The organism is Synechococcus sp. N19 (assembly GCF_900474045.1).
GTDB lineage: Bacteria > Cyanobacteriota > Cyanobacteriia > PCC-6307 > Cyanobiaceae > Parasynechococcus.
Window position 1 is genome coordinate 208,030 of record NZ_UCNR01000009.1, and the last position, 15,562, is coordinate 223,591.

The window sequence follows — 15,562 nt, forward strand, 5'->3', positions numbered from 1 at the left end:
CGAAAGGGCACCTTTAGTCACAGCTTTAGTCACACCCTAGTTAGCCAAAAACCAGATGGGCACAAACGAGTTGCGATCACTGTGTCCTGCCCTGCAGAACAAGACCTACTTCAACTACGGCGGCCAAGGGCCTTTGCCCAATCCTTCCCTAGAGGCGATCACCGCAAGCTGGGCGCGCATTCAGGAGTTGGGGCCGTTCACAGCAGATGTCTGGCCCTACATCGCCAAGGAGGTGAACAGCACCCGCCGCCTTCTGGCCCAGTGCTGCGGTGTTCCGCCCCATCGGCTTGCCCTCACTGAAAACGTCACCAGCGGCTGCGTGCTGCCGCTCTGGGGGTTGCCGTTTACCGAAGGGGACCGGCTGCTGATCGGCGACTGCGAACACCCCGGCGTTGTGAGTGCCTGCGTGGAACTGGCCCGGCGCCAGAACCTCTCCATCGACGTGCTGCCGGTGAAGCACTTCCGGGGTGATCAGACCCAATGCGATGCCGCCGTGGTCGAGGCGATTGACCGAACCCTCACCCCCCGCACCCGTCTGGTGGTGCTGAGCCATTTGCTCTGGAACACCGGCCAGGTGATGCCGATAGCCGCAGTCGCCAAGCAACTCCATCAGCACCCCCAACAACCTTTTCTGTTGGTGGATGCAGCCCAAAGCTTCGGAAAGATCCCCGTCGAAGACGCCGCTGCAGCTGCGGACATCTATGCCTTCACCGGGCACAAGTGGGCCTGTGGACCGGAAGGCCTGGGGGGCGTGGCGCTTTCAGAGCGTGTGGTGGCCGAGGCGTCTCCAACCGTGATCGGATGGCGCAGCCTGCGTGATGAAAGCAAGGTGGATCTGAGCAGCACTGATCGGTTTCATCACGACAGCCGCCGCTTCGAAGTGGCCACCAGCTGCGTTCCCCTGATGGCCGGCCTGCGCTGTTCACTGCAACTGCTGGAGAACGCGGGATCAGCCCAGCAACGCTGGGACCACATCCGAGCCCTCAGCGGCAAGCTCTGGCGGGCACTCCAGGGGCTGGATCACGTCACACCCCTGCTGGAGGTGCCTCCCTCAAGCGGACTGGTGAGCTTTCAGGTCATTGGCGATGTGCCCCCTGCAGAGCATGTGAAGCAACTGGGGGCACAGGGGCTGTGGATTCGCGATCTGGCAGACCCCAGTTGCTTGAGGGCCTGCACCCATATCACCACCACAGACGACGACATCAACGCTTTGGTGGCCGCAATCAGCACCCTTTGATCGGCTCAGATCAACCGCGTCAGAGCCACTTGCTTCAAGACAACCGCAAACGCAGGGCGCGTTCTGCCTCCTCGCGATCGTCGAAGTGCACCTTTTCAATTCCCAGAATCTGGTAGTCCTCGTGCCCCTTACCGGCCACCAACACCAGATCGTTCGGCTCTGCTTCGGCGATGGCTGAGGCAATCGCCTTGGCTCGATCAGCCTCCACAAGCAAATCGCTACCGGCCGGGATCCCCGCCACCACGTCGTCCAGGATCTGCTGAGGATCCTCGGTGCGGGGGTTGTCTGAGGTGACCACCACGCGGTCCGCCAGGCGTGCCGCAATCGCCGCCATCTGCGGACGCTTGCCCCGATCCCGATCACCACCGCAACCGAACAAGCAGATCAGCCGCCCGGTGCAGAAGGGACGCGCTGCCGAAAGCGCGTTGTCCAGGCCATCGGGAGTGTGGGCGTAATCCACCAGCACCGGCGGCAAATTCGCTGCATCCACCCCGTTCAGGATCACCCGCTCCATGCGGCCGGGCACGCCACCGAAACAGCCGATGGCCTCCAGCAGCACCGGCAAAGGCAGCTGCTGCTGAAGCAAAACTCCCACCGCCTGCAGCAGGTTCATCAGGTTGAAGCGACCCAACAAGGGCGAACGGAAACGACCCTCACCTACAGGGCTGATCAAGCGACCCTCCACCCCAGCAGCCGTCATCTGCAGGTCGCTCATGTGCAACTCGGCCAAGGGATCCTCAAGAGAGCTGCGCCAACAGGCGGCCCCAAGCCGTTCGGCCAGGCGCGTCCCCCAGGGGTCATCGCTGTTGACCACCGATCGCACGCCGTCGGCAAGCAACAAAGGATCTGAAAACAGCGACGCCTTGGCCTCGAAGTAGTCCTCCATTGAGGCGTGGTAATCGAGGTGATCCTGGGTGAGGTTGGTGAACACGGCGCCCGCGAAGCGGCAGCCCGCCACCCGCTGCTGCGCCAGGGCGTGGGAACTCACCTCCATCGCCGCTAGGCCGCAACCAGCGGAGGCAGCCTCGGCGAGTTGCCCCTGCAGGCGGTCGGCAAAGGCCGTTGTGTGGGTGGCCGTGATGCTGTGGCCCGGCCAGCGGTTCACCAACGTGCCGAACAAGCCCACCGATTGGCCGGCCGAAGCGGCCAGATGCTCGATCAAATGGGTGGTTGTGGTTTTGCCATTGGTGCCGGTCACACCAATCAGGGCCATGCGCCTGCAGGGGTGATCCCAGTACGCCGCGGCGATCTCACCAATCCGACGCGCCACCGGCTCTTGGATCACCACAACGGGGTCGTCAGCAGCTGGCGGTTGCGCAGCAGCGGCTTCAGCTCCAATCACGGCAGCGGCAGCCCCGGCCTCAAGAGCTTGGGCCCAGAAGCTGCCTCCATCCACCCGTTCGCCTGGGAGACCGAGAAACAAAGTTCCAGGGCCGACGCGACGGGAATCGGTGGTGATTGCCTCCAACCCAGGGTTCACCAGCCCCGGCGGCACTGCGATGCCTGCATCACTCAACAGGGCATGCAACACCTGCGTCATCCCATCTCCCCTGTACTTGGGGGAGTTTTAAGCCGTTCAGAGCGCCGTGGACAGACAGCGTTGCAACCACTTCAACAGTCCCTCACCCGTGAGCCGCGGGGAAACCCGGGGAAGCTCAGACCCATCGAGCGCGAGCACAGGCACCTCAAGGTCGTAGCGGGCCTTCAGCTCCTGGGGGGTGCCGGACGCATCGATATCAATCACCTCCAGCTCGATCGAGAGCCCCAGGAGATCGAGGTCGCGCAAGCGGGATTCCAGGCCTTCGCAGAGGCAGCAACCGATACGGCTGTAGAGGGTGAGCTGCTTCATCAATCGGGCACCGGGTCACAGCCGCAGGGCGTGAAGGGATGACAGCGCAGCAGCCGTTTCACGGTGAGCCAGCCCCCTTTCCACGGTCCATGCTTCTGAATGGCCTCAAGGCCATAGGCGCTGCAGGTGGGCGTGAAGCGGCAGCGAGGCCCGATCATCGGGGAGATGAAACGCCGATAAAACCCAATCCCTGCCAGGAGAACAGCCGCCAGAGCTTGGTTCAACGCCTGTCGCAGCTTGGCCATCGGGCCGCCAGATACAGTGGCAGATTCGTGCATCGCGGCAGATGCCAGGAGCTGTTTCGGTTCCAGCATGGCCAACAACGGCACGAACTCAACACACACCTTCCCACTTATGTCTCGTTACCGCGGCCCTCGCCTGAGGATCACGCGGCGCTTGGGAGACCTCCCCGGTCTCACCCGGAAGGCCGCCAAACGGTCCTATCCCCCCGGTCAGCACGGCCAAGCCCGTCGCAAGCGCTCTGAATACGCGATCCGTCTCGAAGAGAAGCAGAAGCTTCGCTTCAACTACGGCGTCTCCGAGCGTCAGCTCGTGCGCTACGTGAAGAAAGCGCGCGCCCAGGAAGGTTCCACCGGAACCAACCTGCTCAAGCTGCTCGAGAATCGTCTCGACAATGTTTGTTTCCGCCTCGGCTTCGGTCCCACCGTGCCCGGCGCCCGTCAACTGGTGAACCACGGCCACGTGACCGTGAACGGTCGTGTGACCGACATCGCCAGCTACCAGTGCAAGCCCGGCGATGTGATCGCCATCCGCGAGCGCAAGTGCAGCAAGAAGCTGGCTGAAGCCAACCTCGAGTTCCCCGGTCTGGCCAACGTGCCCAGCCACCTCGAGCTGGACAAGTCCAAGCTGAGCGCCAAGGTCACCGCCCGTTGCGAACGCGAGTGGGTTGCCCTGGAAATCAACGAACTGCTGGTGGTGGAGTACTACTCCCGCAAGGTCTGATCCAGATCCGCAGTTCACAACCCCACGATGCGCAACCCTGGGTTCAGGGTTGCGTTTTTTTTGGCTGATCCCCAGGCACTGCAGTCGCTCACCGGCCACGATGGGCTGGGATTGATCCACCCCGTGCTGATGATCCTGTTCGTCTACCCGGTGGTGGGCGCCACGATCCGGCTGGGAATCCTGGCGCGGGAAAAGCGGCTCAAGATCAACCCAATCGCCGACACGGTGCCGGTGGAGCATGCGCAGCATGGGGCATGGGTGACCGGCGGAGTGCTGGTGGCGGTGCTGATCGGCCTAGGCCACAGCCTCTGGAGCAGCCACCCCCTAGGTCTAATCGTCACCGGCAGCGCTGTGCTGTTCAGCTTCGGGCGCCTGCTAACGACCCGGCTGGTCTGGCAGCGCTTTCTCTGGGCTATCGCCAGTGCCTGCGGCCTGCTTCTGCTGGGGCTGCATCCGGCCGTGGAGCGGTTCAGCGATGTTCCCTGGAGCCCCCTGTTCTGGCAGTCCCATTTCTGGATGGGAATGTTGCTCACCGCCCTGTTGCTGAGCTCAACGGCGCTGCAGCCCTTGATTGGTCATTCCGTGCAGGCCAGGCGCATTCACATCAGCAGCAATCTGCTGGTGGCTTTGCTGCTGGCCATGCAAGCGATCTCGGGAACGCGAAATCTGCTGCTGCACTAAGCCAAAGCTGAAAGCTGCTGACGCAACCAGGGAAGGCTCAGGCCGATCACGTTGGAATAACAGCCATCCAAGCCATCGATGCAGAGGCCGCCGCGGCCCTCGAGGGCAAAACCACCAGCGCATTGCAGCGGTTCTCCACTGGCCACATAGGCCTCGATCTCGGCCTGGCTGAGCGCGGCAAAGCGCACCACCGTTTCCACGCAAGCCAACAGCTCAGGTTGTCCGCGACGGATCAGGCAATGGCCCGTCAGCAGAGATCCGCAGTCGCCAGCCATCCGCTGCCAACGCTCGATCGCTTCGCCTGGCCCTGAGGGCTTGCCGAACACCTGCCCTTCAAAACTGAGCACCGAATCACAGCCCAGCACAGCCGTGATCTCGGCATCGCCCACCGGGTCAAGCGTCTGGGCGACAGCTGTGGCCTTGGCCCGAGCCAGCAGTTGCACCAGCTCTGCGGGCTCCGCATGCTGGATCTGGTCTTCATCCACACCGCTGACGCGCACCTGATGCGGGATTCCCGCTTGCTCCAGCAAACGGCGACGCGCCGGCGAGGCGGAAGCAAGCATGAGCACGGGAACACACCGCAGAACAACGCTCCGTAGGCTGCCAGGGACGGAAGGCTTCGCCATCGCTCACCCCACCGACCTGCTGGATCGACGCAGCCGTGACCGGGCCTGCCGGGCCATGGGATGCCTGCCCTTCTCTGAAGCGCTCTATCGGGATCTTCAGCAGCAAGGTCTGGATGCCGGCAACCTCTGGAGCGAACCCAGCCGCTACGGCCGCAAAACACGCTGGTTCCGCAACAGCGAAGCCCTCGAAGACGACCTGCGTTGGCTGATCAGCGTGGGCGTGCTGCGCCGGGAAGTGGATGGGCAAGGGCTGACAAGCCGCTTCAGGCTCACGCCCCTGGGTCGCCAACTCCTCGATGACGACCCTGCACTCCTGCAGCGTTCGGTTCCGGTGTTGGAGCGTCTGCGTCACAGCCTGCGTCGGCACTGGCCGCTGTGACCGGCACCACGCCGCGACCCCTGATGGTGCTGGGCACCTCCAGCGGTGCCGGCAAATCGCTGATGACGGCGGCGCTGTGCCGGGTGCTCCAACGCCGTGGGGAACAGGCGTTGCCTTTCAAGGGCCAGAACATGAGCAACAACGCCTGGGTAGATGCCGATGGCGGGGAGATGGCCTACTCCCAGGCCATGCAGGCCTGGGCGGCGGGCCTTGAGCCCTGCTGCGCCATGAACCCCGTGTTGCTGAAACCCCGGGGAGACAGCACCAGTGAGGTGATCCATGGGGGCCAGAGCGTGGGGATCGCCCGCGCCGAGCACTACTACCGCGACTGGTTCCGCCCCGGTTGGCAGGCGATCCGCAGCGGGCTGATGCAGCTCCAGCAGCAATGGCCCCAAGGCCGGCTGGTGCTGGAGGGGGCGGGAAGCCCGGTGGAAGTGAACCTGCAGCGCCGCGACCTCACCAACCTGCGCCTGGCCCAGTACCTGAGGGCCAACTGCCTGCTGGTGGCCGACATTGAGCGCGGCGGTGTCTTCGCCCAGATCGTTGGGACGCTCGCTTTGCTGCGCCCGGTGGAGCGCCCGCTGATCAAAGGCATCCTGATCAACCGCTTCCGCGGCCGTCGGGAGCTGTTTGATGAGGGTCGCCAATGGCTGGAAGCCAACACCGGGGTACCGGTGCTGGGGGTGATGCCCTGGCTCAACGAGCTGTTTCCACCCGAAGATTCCCTCGATCTGCTGGAACGCAAACCCACCCGCGGGGCCACCGATCTGGAGATCGCTGTGCTGCGGCTGCCCTCCTTGAGCAACTTCTCCGATCTCGATCCGCTCGAAGCTGAAGCCAGCCTGAAGCTTCGCTGGATTCAACCCGGGGAACCCCTGGGTGAGCCGGATGCCGTGATTCTTCCGGGAAGCAAACAGACGCTGCGGGATCTCGAAGCGTTGAACAGCTGTGGACTGGCCGATCAACTCAGGGGCTACGCCCAGGCTGGGGGATCCGTCCTAGGCATCTGCGGCGGCATGCAGATGCTGGGCAAAACGTTGAACGATCCGGAGGGACTGGAGGGCACCGATCAGCGGGGACCCCAGAGCGGCCTGGGCCTCCTGCCCCTGGAAACCACCTTCAGCGGCACGAAACGGCTGAGCCAACGCAGCATCGATGGCCTCTGGCCCATGGAAACACCGCTGAACGGTTTTGAACTGCACTACGGCACCACCACCCCAGATCCCGGTCTTCAGCCCCTGAGCAGCGACCCTGGTTTGGGGTGGTGGGCTCCCGGGCCAAAGGGTTCGAGCGTGGTGGGCACCTACCTGCACGGCTTGCTCGACAACGGCCCCTGGCGACGGGCCTGGCTCAACCGGCTTCGCGAGCAACGGGGATTGCAACCGCTGGCCAACGATCCCAAGAACCACAGCACCCATCGTGATCTGTTGCTCGATCGCCTTGCCGATGCCTTCGAGCAACATGTGAACCTTGCTCCATTGCTCCAGCCATGACGTCGATTCCTGTGCGCTGGCCCGATGGGCGCATCACCCACGAAACCATCGGCCAGGACTGGTTGGTGGCCGCCAGTGGGGCGGGCATCAGCATTCCCACCGGTTGCCTGGGGGGCAGCTGCGGGGCCTGCGAGATCGACGTGAACGGCAAGACGGTGCGCGCCTGCATCAGCACCGTTCCGGCGTCGAAATCAACGCAACTCAGCGTTGAATTCGCCACCGACCCGCACTGGTGACTCGCCTCCGCCTCAGCCTGATGGCCCTGCTCACCGGCGCCCTAAGCGGCGCCGGTGTGGCTCTGGTGATGGGTTGGATCGGCGGCTTAAGCCAGCGGCTCTGGGGAGATCCGGTGCTCGAGGGCTTGGATCGCAGCCTTCCCCTGGGCTGGTCGCTGCTGATCTGCGGCGGCAGCGGCATGATCCTCTCGCTGCTGCATCGTCCCGGCCCCACAACATTGCTACCGGAGCTGCGGGACACCCTGAGTGATCTGCGTGATCCAGACCAGGCGCCAAAACGCGATGAAGCTCGCGGCCTTCTCGGCGCGGCGCTGGCCCAGGTTGGGGGAGGTTGCATCGGGCCTGAGGCCCTGATGAGCCGCATGGCCGCCCTGGTCAGTCAACGGATCTGGCGTGGTCGTGACCAGAAGCTGCAGGAAGCAACAGTGGCAGGCAGCCTCGCCTTTTTCGGAGCTCCACTGCTTGGTGGTGCTGTGGTTGGCGAGGTCACTCACCCAAAAAACCGCAAGCAGGCCTTCCTCGACCACTGGTTGCCCGGCAGCCTCGGCGGTGTTGCCGGGTTTGCTGCCTTCAATGGCATGGGAACCGCCAGTGGTGGATCGCTGCAACGGCTTCCCTACATCTGGCCCAGCAATCTGGGGGAAGATCTCGGCAGCCTCAGCGCAGGCCTGCTGGGGGGACTCATCGGTTGCGGCCTGGGTTTGTTGTTTCTGCAGTGGCGAGGCTGGCTGGACCAGCGCCAACTTCTGGCCCGATGGCCCTGGTGCCCGCTGCTGACCGGCCTGCTGTTGGGGGCCTGCATGCACTGGTTGCCGTTGGTTCCCTTCGCCGGGGAAGAGCAGCTGCGGCCCCTGCTGGAAGGCCAGAACTCAAGTGAGGCCTGGGTTCTGCTCCTCTCGTCGATCGTGAAACTGCTGATGCTCGGCCTTTGCCTGGAAACAGGCTGGCGCGGAGGGGTGTTCTTCCCCTTGTTCCTGGTGGCCTGCGCACTTGGGATGGGACTACACCTGCTGCTACCCGATCTGGGCAGCCTGGGCAGCTGGTGCGGCGCTCTCACAGGTGCGTTGTACCGCTGCGTGCTTCCTGCACCCTTGGCGGTTCTGGTACTCGGAGTTGCCCTCCTACAGGGTCACGGCACAGCCGGCCTGCTGGTGGGCCTCGGCATGGCGCAGCTGATCAGGCGCCGTGCTGAGCGGGGTGGTGGCCCTCCACTTCGCCCTTGAACACACGGCTGGCCCGAATGTCGGCCTCCTCAATCGTGGTGAGATCCTGCTTGGTGAGGGCTTCTCCCATCCGCGAAAACAACCGGTTGGCCTGGCGCAGACGGGCCCGGTCCAAGGCATTGCGAACCGAGCGCGCATTGGCGAAGAAAGGCAGCTGACGCCGGCGCGAGACGTAGTCGGAAAATGCTGTCTCGGCCTCGGCACTGAACTGGTAGTGCTGGGCCTCGAGCAGCAGGCCTGCAATCGCCATCAGCTCGTCGTCGCTGTAGTCGGGGAAATCGAGGTGGTGCGCCACCCTTGAGGAGAGGCCTGGATTGGAGCTGTAGAAGGTCTCCATCCGATCTCTGTAACCCGCAAAGATCACCACAACTTCGCTGCGCCGGCTCTCCATCTCCTGCAGGAGAATCTCAATCGCTTCGGCGCCGTAATCGCGTTCGTTGTCTGGCTTGTAGAGGTAATAGGCCTCATCGATGAACAGCACGCCACCCTGGGCACGCTTGAGCATCTCCTTGGTTTTTGGGGCGGTGTGACCCACGTACTGACCCACGAGATCGTCGCGGGTGGCCGTCACCACGTGGCCTTTGCGCAGGTAACCCAGGCGATGCAGGATTTGCGACATCCGCTGCGCCACGGTGGTCTTGCCTGTTCCGGGATGGCCGGTGAACGACATGTGCAAACTGGGCGCCGTGCTGGGCAGCTCCAGTTGCTGCCGCGCCTGATCAACCAGCAGCAGAGCAGCAATCTCTCGGATCCGCGTCTTCACCGGCGCCAGGCCGATCAGTTCACGGTCCAGTTGGTCCAACACCTCGGCCACACCGGAATCGGCGTAGGCCGAAGCCAGATCAACTGAGGAGGTCATCGATCTCTGCGGCAAAGGCGAGATCGGCGTCGCTCAGCTGGGCCTCAGGGCCGTCATCCTCCGGCCGGATCGTGATGTTCACGTAGGTGCGCCCAAAGCTGATGTCGGGAAAGCGCTGGGTCGCCTCGCTGTGGTCGCCGAGCTTGTCGAGAAAATCCCTGGTGGCGTCGTAGCTCTCAAACTCAAAACGACACTCGAGGCATACGGGTCGTTTCCGCTCCTGCCACTGATTCATCAGAGTCCCCGTTCAGCCTGAACCTGCTGAAAACCTAGAGGAGCGCCACCCGCTGGCAGCCCATCAAGCGCCCTGACCAGGCCTCGGCGTAGGCCTGATTGGCGGCCTGCTGCTCGGGATCCTCGGTGTCCAGCGGATGCGGCATCGTGCCGGCGATGGCGGCATTGGTGACGCAGAACATCGACTTCTGGAAGCTGACGCAGATCTGGACGTGCACGTCCGTTTGGCCACGACCGTTGTCGTCGTACCAGAGGCTCAGTTCCTCGGGCAGGTGGCGATACATATCCTGCATGCAGAGGCTGGGGGGAATGCCCGCACCCATGCTCGGAATCGGATCGGCATAAAGAGCGCCGTACTTGAAGTCACTGATGTCCGGAGAAATCTGACGGGCTTGGGCGTTGTACGACACCGTTCCAAGGAAGGGCATGCCGCGGAAGAAAACAGCCTCCACGTAGGGCACCGCTACATCCACGAGGAACGTGAGACCCGCATCGGGGGGGAGGACCCAGATCTCTTCGCCACCGATCGTCACCTTGTATTCAATCGGGCTTCCCGCCGCCGCCACCAAGCCATCACGGATGTGATGCACCACATCGTTGACGCAGGTGACTTCCTTAATCGCATAGCGGCGGGCCAGGTCGACAAAGATGTCGCTCATCACCCGCCAGAACAGACCGAGGCAGTAGATCGTGGTGAGCGAACGGATGGCCTCGGGGGCGAAATCGGGATAGAGGCGGTTGTTGAGGGCGAGCAGAGGGTCCCGCGCCGACTTGCGCTTGATGATCCGCTGGCAGGCCTCGGCGAATTCGGGCGTGTCGAGGTAGGCATCCAGCCCGCCGGTGCCATGCCAGAACATCGCCTTCTGGCAGTACTCGGCGTACTCGAAGTTGATGCGATCCCCCATCAGATGGGTCCAGAGGCGCTTGAAGTTGAACCCCTCGTGGAAAAAGCGGAACACCGGAAAAGGATTGAGCATCTGCTGCTCGCCCTGATCCACCAGGTTCTTGCTGTATGCATCGAGAACAAGCCCATAGCTCTCGAGCACATTCACCACCTGCAGCAGATGGTCGGGGGTGTCCTTGAGCAGCGGCGTGTTGCTGAGCAAACGACGGATCAACTCCTCCTGATCAGGAAGCACCGGAGGTTGAACGGGGGATGCGGATGTCGGGGTCATGACAGATCTCCAGTGATCAGGCTGAGGCCCGTGGTAGCAGCCTCACTGAGGTTCGACAGCAGCTCCGGAGCAAGGCCAAGCACCAGCACACCGAGGCTGAGGGCAATGGCCGGGGCCTGCTCCCGCAGCGCCACGCGGTTGAGGATACGGGGATTCACCACCTCGCCGGGGGCGATCGCCAGGCGACCGAAGAAGGCGCGGTTCACCAACAGCAGGAAATACACCGCCGTCAGTCCTGATCCCACCATGGAAAGCAGCGTGGCCAGGGGGAAGGGCTGCAGGCTCCCGCGGAAGATCAGGAATTCGGAAATGAAGCCGGCCATGCCGGGGATTCCGGCACTGGCCATCACCCCGATGATCATCAGAGATCCAGTGAGAGGCAGGCCGCGCTGGGGGTTGAGCAGGCCACGCAACACGTTGAGGTCGCGGGTGCCGGTCTGGGCATAAACGACACCCACAACAAGGAACAGCACGCCAGAGATCAGGCCGTGGCTCACCATCTGGAACAGGGCCCCCATCAACCCGAGCGGCGTTGCGGCGGCGGCGGCCAGCAGCACGTAGCCCATGTGGCCCACCGAGCTGTAGGCCACCATGCGCTTCATATCGGTCTGGGCAATCGCCGCAAGGGATCCGTAGAGCACTGAGATCGCAGCCCAGCCGGCCAGCCAGGGAGCAGCCACCTGCCAGGCGTCGGGGAACAAGCCAAGGCAGAAACGCAGCAGGCCATAGGTGCCCAGCTTGAGCAGCACACCTGCCAGAAGAACCGACACCGGTGTGGAGGCCTCGGTGTGGGCATCCGGAAGCCAGGTGTGGAAGGGGAAGAGTGGGATCTTGATGCCGAAGCCGATCAACAGAGCACCCATCAGCAGCAGCTGGGCGGTCATGCCCAGTTCACCGGCAAGGATCGGCCGGAGACTGAAGTCCATGGTTCCGGTGACCAGAGCAATGCCAAGGAAGGCACCCAGGATCAGCACGCCTGAGACGGCGGTGACGATCAGAAACTTCGTGGCGGCGTAGGCCCGGTTGGCACCACCCCATACAGCGATCAGCATCCAGAGGGGTATGAGTTCCAGTTCGTAGAACAGGAAGAAGAGCAGAAGGTTCTGGGCCAGAAAGGCACCATTCACCGCTCCGGAAATCACCAGCAACAGGGCGAAGTAGACCCGGGGGCGGTTTTCGATCGTTCGCGACGCGATGGCCGCCACCAAGCAGAGCACCCCATTCATCAACACCAGCGGCAACGACAGACCGTCCAGCGCCAAGGCGTAATCCAGGCCGATGGCATGCACCCAGCGGGCCTGTTCCACCAACTGCAAACCTGCGTCGGCGGCATCGAAGGGCAGCAGCAGGGCGAAGCTCGCCAGACACTGCACCACCAGCAGCACGATGGATACATCGCGCAGACGTGCACTGGACGGGGATCCCGGCCAGAGGATCAGAGCCAGAGCCCCGAGGAAGGGAATCAGAAGCAGGAGGGAAAGAAGCATCTCGGGGCGATCAGGTGAGGAACCAGCTCACCGCGGTGAGGAAAAGAACGATGGCCAGGAGCACCGTCAGCACGTACGACTGGCTCTGGCCGCTGACGCTGAGCTTGAGGCTGTCGGCACTGGCCAGGGAGAAGCGAGCCACTCCATTGAGAAGACCATCCACCACATTTCGGTCGAACCAGGAGGCCAGGCGAGAGAAGCCAGCCACCACGTTGACGATGGTGAGGCGATAAAAGCGCTCGGTGTAGAAGTCGTAGGCCAGCAGGTCCTGCCACCAGCGCAGCACAGGATTCAGCGAGCGGGACCAGGCCTTGCTCAGGGGAAGAACGGCACCAGCCAGCAGGCCCAGCAGGCCGCTTCCCACCACCAGAGCTGCTGCCCAGAGGGGAAAGGCCAACAAACCATCAAGGGATTCAAGACGCACCAGCAGCAGCGGGGTGATCAGCACGATCACGGTGAGCGCCACCATCGGGAACGCCATCTGCCAGTTCACCTCGGCAGCCCGGCGGGACTTGATCAGGGAATCTCCCATGAACACATGGCGGAACACCCGCACCAGACCCATGGCGGTGAGTGCGTTGGTGAGAAGAAACACCGCCATGAACGGCACCGAGCGTACGCTCAGCAGCTCAATCGATTGGGCCAGGGCCAGGAAGCCACCCAGGGGCAGGAATCCCACGAGACCAGCACCACCCACCAGAAACGCCGTGGTGGTAGCCGGCATGCGACTGCCCAATCCCCCCAGCTCGGTGATGTCCTGACAGTTGGTGGAGGCAATCACGCCGCCAATGCTCATCGACAGCAGCGCCTTGGACACGGCATGGGTGAACAGCAGCAACAAGGCCAGAACAGGGATCTGCAGCGCAATGGCAATGAAGACAAGACCCATGTGGGCCGTTGTGGAATACGACAGCGTGCGTTTGATGTCCACCTGAGCCAGGGCCACCAAAGAGCCACCGATCGCACTGATGCTGCCGATCACGAGCATTACGCCGATGGCGATGGGAGAGAGCTGAAGGATGGGCATCACCTTCAGCAGCACGATGGCGCCGCAGGTCACCACCACCGAGTTCCGCAGAATCGAAGCAGGGTTCGGACCCTCCATGGCTTCGTCCAGCCAGAGGTGCATGGGGAACTGGGCGCATTTGCCCGTTGGGCCTGCAACCAGGCCCAAACCCAACAGCGTTGCCGCCAAGGGAGAGAGGGTGTCTTGAGCAGCCCAGGCGTAGAGGTCGTTGAACCCCATCACCCCGGAATAGCTGCAGAGCGCCACCACACCCATCAGCAGCAGCACATCACCAACGCGCTTGGTGAGGAAGGCATCCCGGGCTGCTGTGACCACCAGGGGTTGGGCGTACCAGAAACCCACCAATAAATAGGTGGAGAGCGTCAGCATCTCCAGCAGGAAATAGCTCTGGAACAGGGAGTCGCTGAGCACGACACCACTCATCGCACCCTCGAAAAAACCGAGCAGCGCAAAGAAGCGGGCCAACGCCCATTCCTTGTCCATGTAGCCCAGGGAATACACCTGCGACAGCAAGCTGAGGCCCGTGATCAGTTCCAGGGCCACCAGGTTGGTGAGCGACAGGCTGAAGCTGATGTTCAGCTCCAGATCAGCCACGCTGAGCCAGGGGAAGGCCAGATCCACCGGCCCTGATTGGTACACCTCCTGCAGGATCAGGCTTCCGTGGGCGAAGGCCAGCAGGGTGAGAAGAATGTTGAGGTAGGCCGCCGGTCGATGGGCATCTCGGCGGAACCAGCCACAGGCCCAAGGGAGAGAAACCAGCATCCCGATGAACCCATAGAGCGGGATCAACCAGGCGGTCTGGATGGGAAGCGAAAGCTCCGGGGTCAAAACGGCGAGCGGGATGGTGATCGAGCTGGTCGCTGGTTGGCCGGCGAATCTAGGAGCCGGTCAGGAGCAAAAGGGCTCTTTGTGAACGGCTGTGAGGAGGCTTTTATGCAGTCAGCTGCGGCGAGCTGCACCACTGCCGGCCAACACCGGCTCCACCTCTTTATGAGGACGGGCAATGATGTGAGCTGCGACAAGACCGTCGCCCACGCGCTCGCAGGCATCGGCACCGGCACGCACAGCGGCATTCACTGCACCGGTTTCGCCACGCACCATCACCGTGACGTAGCCACCACCCACGTACTCACGGCAGATCAGGCTCACCTCAGCAGCCTTGGTCATCGCATCGGCTGCCTCAATGGCAGGAACCATGCCGCGGGTTTCGATCATGCCCAGTGCCACACCGGGAACGATGGGGGAAGGGGTGGCAGCGGGCTTGGTCACGGCTGAGCCGCCTCCGGATCCGGTGTTGGAAGCGCTGCTGCGACGCGTTGTGGTGGACGCGCGACGGGTGGTTGAAGCAGGAGCTGCCTTGGCGGGAGTCGACGCGGGAGCAGGAGTGCTGGCCACAGGCTTCACGTCCACAGTCTTGTTCGCCGCGGCGGTGCTGCGGGTGGTGCGACGACGGGGGGTGGGGGAAGGAGTGGCCATGGATTGGTAGGTGTGGAAGCGGAACGGAAACGGCGGAGGGCAGTGAAGGATCCCTATCCGTCCGGATTCCAGAAATCGATGATGCCACCGATGGTGAGATCGGTGAGAACGGTGTTGTCAGGGCAGGCATGCCGGGCAGCCGAACCGCTGGCGGTGAACACCCAGTTGCCCTCACGGGCACCCACGGGATCAACAGCCACCAGCTTCTTGCCCTTGTTGTTCTTGAGAATGCGCAGGTGCATGTGATCCAGACCGGCAACCCGGTAGGAGCAGACCAGCGTTCCCATCACCTGCATGATCTCCATCAGCTGGCCTTGCCTCCCGCGGGTTTGCTGGGGCTGGGGGATGGAGAGGGGGCGGAGGTCTTCGGGGGGTCGGGTTCCCAGTGGTCAATGATCCCCACGATCGTGAGGTCACTGGGATACGACTTGCTGCCGGCGGCTTCACGGGCGGCCGAGCTGCTGACGCAGATCACCCAGTCTCCAGGTTTCGCACCCACCGCATCAACGGCCACCTTCTTGGTGCTGCCATCCAGAACCACCTGGAGGTGTTTGTGCTCGAAATCGGGAATCCGGTTGGTGGAAACGAGCGGCTTGACGACCTTGACGATGAGCATG

Annotated in this window: 19 protein-coding genes; 7 read left to right on the forward strand and 12 right to left on the reverse strand. The window is 63.2% G+C overall.

Annotated elements, in window-relative coordinates:
- The first annotated feature begins 55 nt into the window (after nucleotides 1–55).
- Nucleotides 56–1,237, forward strand: a complete 1,182-nt coding sequence (locus DXY02_RS06130; RefSeq protein WP_114988498.1) for an aminotransferase class V-fold PLP-dependent enzyme — start codon at nucleotides 56–58, stop codon at nucleotides 1,235–1,237.
- Between the two features lie 34 nt (nucleotides 1,238–1,271).
- Here the strand turns inward: DXY02_RS06130 and DXY02_RS06135 are convergent, their stop codons facing one another.
- Genes DXY02_RS06135 through yidD form a run of 3 tightly spaced genes read right to left on the reverse strand, consistent with a single transcriptional unit; the run spans nucleotide 1,272 to nucleotide 3,364 of the window.
- Entirely contained in the window at nucleotides 1,272–2,777 is a 1,506-nt protein-coding gene (locus DXY02_RS06135) for a UDP-N-acetylmuramoyl-L-alanyl-D-glutamate--2,6-diaminopimelate ligase (RefSeq protein ID WP_114988499.1), read from the reverse strand.
- A 36-nt stretch (nucleotides 2,778–2,813) separates the two neighbouring features.
- Entirely contained in the window at nucleotides 2,814–3,086 is a 273-nt protein-coding gene (locus DXY02_RS06140) for a glutaredoxin family protein (protein ID WP_114988500.1), read from the reverse strand.
- The gene (gene yidD / locus DXY02_RS06145; RefSeq protein ID WP_025362425.1) at nucleotides 3,086–3,364 is read right to left on the reverse strand and encodes a membrane protein insertion efficiency factor YidD; all 279 of its coding nucleotides are present in this window, start codon (nucleotides 3,362–3,364) and stop codon (nucleotides 3,086–3,088) included. Before yidD ends, DXY02_RS06140 begins: the two co-directional genes overlap by 1 nt.
- Nucleotides 3,365–3,440: 76 nt before the next feature.
- Between yidD and rpsD the strand changes: the two genes are divergently transcribed.
- Together rpsD and DXY02_RS06155 are read left to right on the forward strand one after the other, a co-directional pair.
- Nucleotides 3,441–4,049: a 30S ribosomal protein S4 gene (rpsD, locus tag DXY02_RS06150; RefSeq protein ID WP_011363781.1), complete on the forward strand. Its 609-nt coding sequence runs from the start codon at nucleotides 3,441–3,443 to the stop codon at nucleotides 4,047–4,049.
- Nucleotides 4,050–4,076: 27 nt separating this feature from the next.
- The gene (locus DXY02_RS06155; RefSeq protein ID WP_170951498.1) at nucleotides 4,077–4,730 is read left to right on the forward strand and encodes a DUF4079 domain-containing protein; all 654 of its coding nucleotides are present in this window, start codon (nucleotides 4,077–4,079) and stop codon (nucleotides 4,728–4,730) included.
- Here DXY02_RS06155 and DXY02_RS06160 read toward each other — a convergent pair.
- Nucleotides 4,727–5,293 (reverse strand): nucleoside triphosphate pyrophosphatase, encoded by a 567-nt coding sequence (locus tag DXY02_RS06160; protein ID WP_114988501.1) that lies wholly within the window; start codon nucleotides 5,291–5,293, stop codon nucleotides 4,727–4,729. The genes DXY02_RS06155 and DXY02_RS06160 overlap by 4 nt on opposite strands.
- Here DXY02_RS06160 and DXY02_RS06165 point away from each other — a divergent pair.
- Genes DXY02_RS06165 through DXY02_RS06180 form a run of 4 tightly spaced genes read left to right on the forward strand, consistent with a single transcriptional unit; the run spans nucleotide 5,292 to nucleotide 8,687 of the window.
- Entirely contained in the window at nucleotides 5,292–5,735 is a 444-nt protein-coding gene (locus tag DXY02_RS06165) for an Npun_F0494 family protein (protein WP_114988502.1), read from the forward strand. The two genes, DXY02_RS06160 and DXY02_RS06165, sit on opposite strands and share 2 nt — an antisense overlap.
- A 23-nt stretch (nucleotides 5,736–5,758) precedes the next feature.
- Nucleotides 5,759–7,228 carry a cobyric acid synthase gene (locus tag DXY02_RS06170; protein WP_170951506.1) on the forward strand — a complete coding sequence of 490 codons (1,470 nt, stop codon included), beginning with the start codon at nucleotides 5,759–5,761 and terminating at the stop codon, nucleotides 7,226–7,228.
- The gene (locus DXY02_RS06175) at nucleotides 7,225–7,464 is read left to right on the forward strand and encodes a 2Fe-2S iron-sulfur cluster-binding protein (protein WP_114988504.1); all 240 of its coding nucleotides are present in this window, start codon (nucleotides 7,225–7,227) and stop codon (nucleotides 7,462–7,464) included. The genes DXY02_RS06170 and DXY02_RS06175 overlap by 4 nt, the downstream gene beginning before the upstream one ends.
- A complete protein-coding gene (locus DXY02_RS06180) occupies nucleotides 7,461–8,687 on the forward strand; it encodes a chloride channel protein (RefSeq protein ID WP_114988505.1) in 1,227 nt (408 codons plus the stop codon). The genes DXY02_RS06175 and DXY02_RS06180 overlap by 4 nt, the downstream gene beginning before the upstream one ends.
- Here DXY02_RS06180 and cbbX read toward each other — a convergent pair.
- The 8 genes from cbbX to DXY02_RS06220 all read right to left on the reverse strand — a co-directional run bounded on the left by cbbX (nucleotide 8,641) and on the right by DXY02_RS06220 (nucleotide 15,561).
- A complete protein-coding gene (cbbX, locus tag DXY02_RS06185; RefSeq protein ID WP_114988506.1) occupies nucleotides 8,641–9,546 on the reverse strand; it encodes a CbbX protein in 906 nt (301 codons plus the stop codon). The genes DXY02_RS06180 and cbbX overlap by 47 nt on opposite strands.
- Entirely contained in the window at nucleotides 9,530–9,781 is a 252-nt protein-coding gene (locus DXY02_RS06190; RefSeq protein WP_114988507.1) for a 4a-hydroxytetrahydrobiopterin dehydratase, read from the reverse strand. The genes cbbX and DXY02_RS06190 overlap by 17 nt, the downstream gene beginning before the upstream one ends.
- Before the next feature lie 34 nt (nucleotides 9,782–9,815).
- Complete coding sequence (locus DXY02_RS06195) at nucleotides 9,816–10,955, reverse strand: CO2 hydration protein (protein WP_114988508.1); 1,140 nt, start codon at nucleotides 10,953–10,955, stop codon at nucleotides 9,816–9,818.
- Nucleotides 10,952–12,442 (reverse strand): NADH-quinone oxidoreductase subunit M, encoded by a 1,491-nt coding sequence (locus DXY02_RS06200; protein ID WP_114988509.1) that lies wholly within the window; start codon nucleotides 12,440–12,442, stop codon nucleotides 10,952–10,954. The genes DXY02_RS06195 and DXY02_RS06200 overlap by 4 nt, the downstream gene beginning before the upstream one ends.
- A 10-nt stretch (nucleotides 12,443–12,452) precedes the next feature.
- Nucleotides 12,453–14,297 carry an NAD(P)H-quinone oxidoreductase subunit F gene (locus DXY02_RS06205; protein ID WP_114988510.1) on the reverse strand — a complete coding sequence of 615 codons (1,845 nt, stop codon included), beginning with the start codon at nucleotides 14,295–14,297 and terminating at the stop codon, nucleotides 12,453–12,455.
- 111 nt (nucleotides 14,298–14,408) lie between these two features.
- Nucleotides 14,409–14,945 (reverse strand): BMC domain-containing protein, encoded by a 537-nt coding sequence (locus DXY02_RS13150; protein ID WP_114988511.1) that lies wholly within the window; start codon nucleotides 14,943–14,945, stop codon nucleotides 14,409–14,411.
- A gap of 53 nt (nucleotides 14,946–14,998) precedes the next feature.
- Complete coding sequence (locus DXY02_RS06215; protein ID WP_011363752.1) at nucleotides 14,999–15,250, reverse strand: carboxysome peptide B; 252 nt, start codon at nucleotides 15,248–15,250, stop codon at nucleotides 14,999–15,001.
- Complete coding sequence (locus DXY02_RS06220; RefSeq protein ID WP_006850911.1) at nucleotides 15,250–15,561, reverse strand: carboxysome peptide A; 312 nt, start codon at nucleotides 15,559–15,561, stop codon at nucleotides 15,250–15,252. Before DXY02_RS06220 ends, DXY02_RS06215 begins: the two co-directional genes overlap by 1 nt.
- Between the last annotated feature and the right edge of the window lies 1 nt (nucleotide 15,562).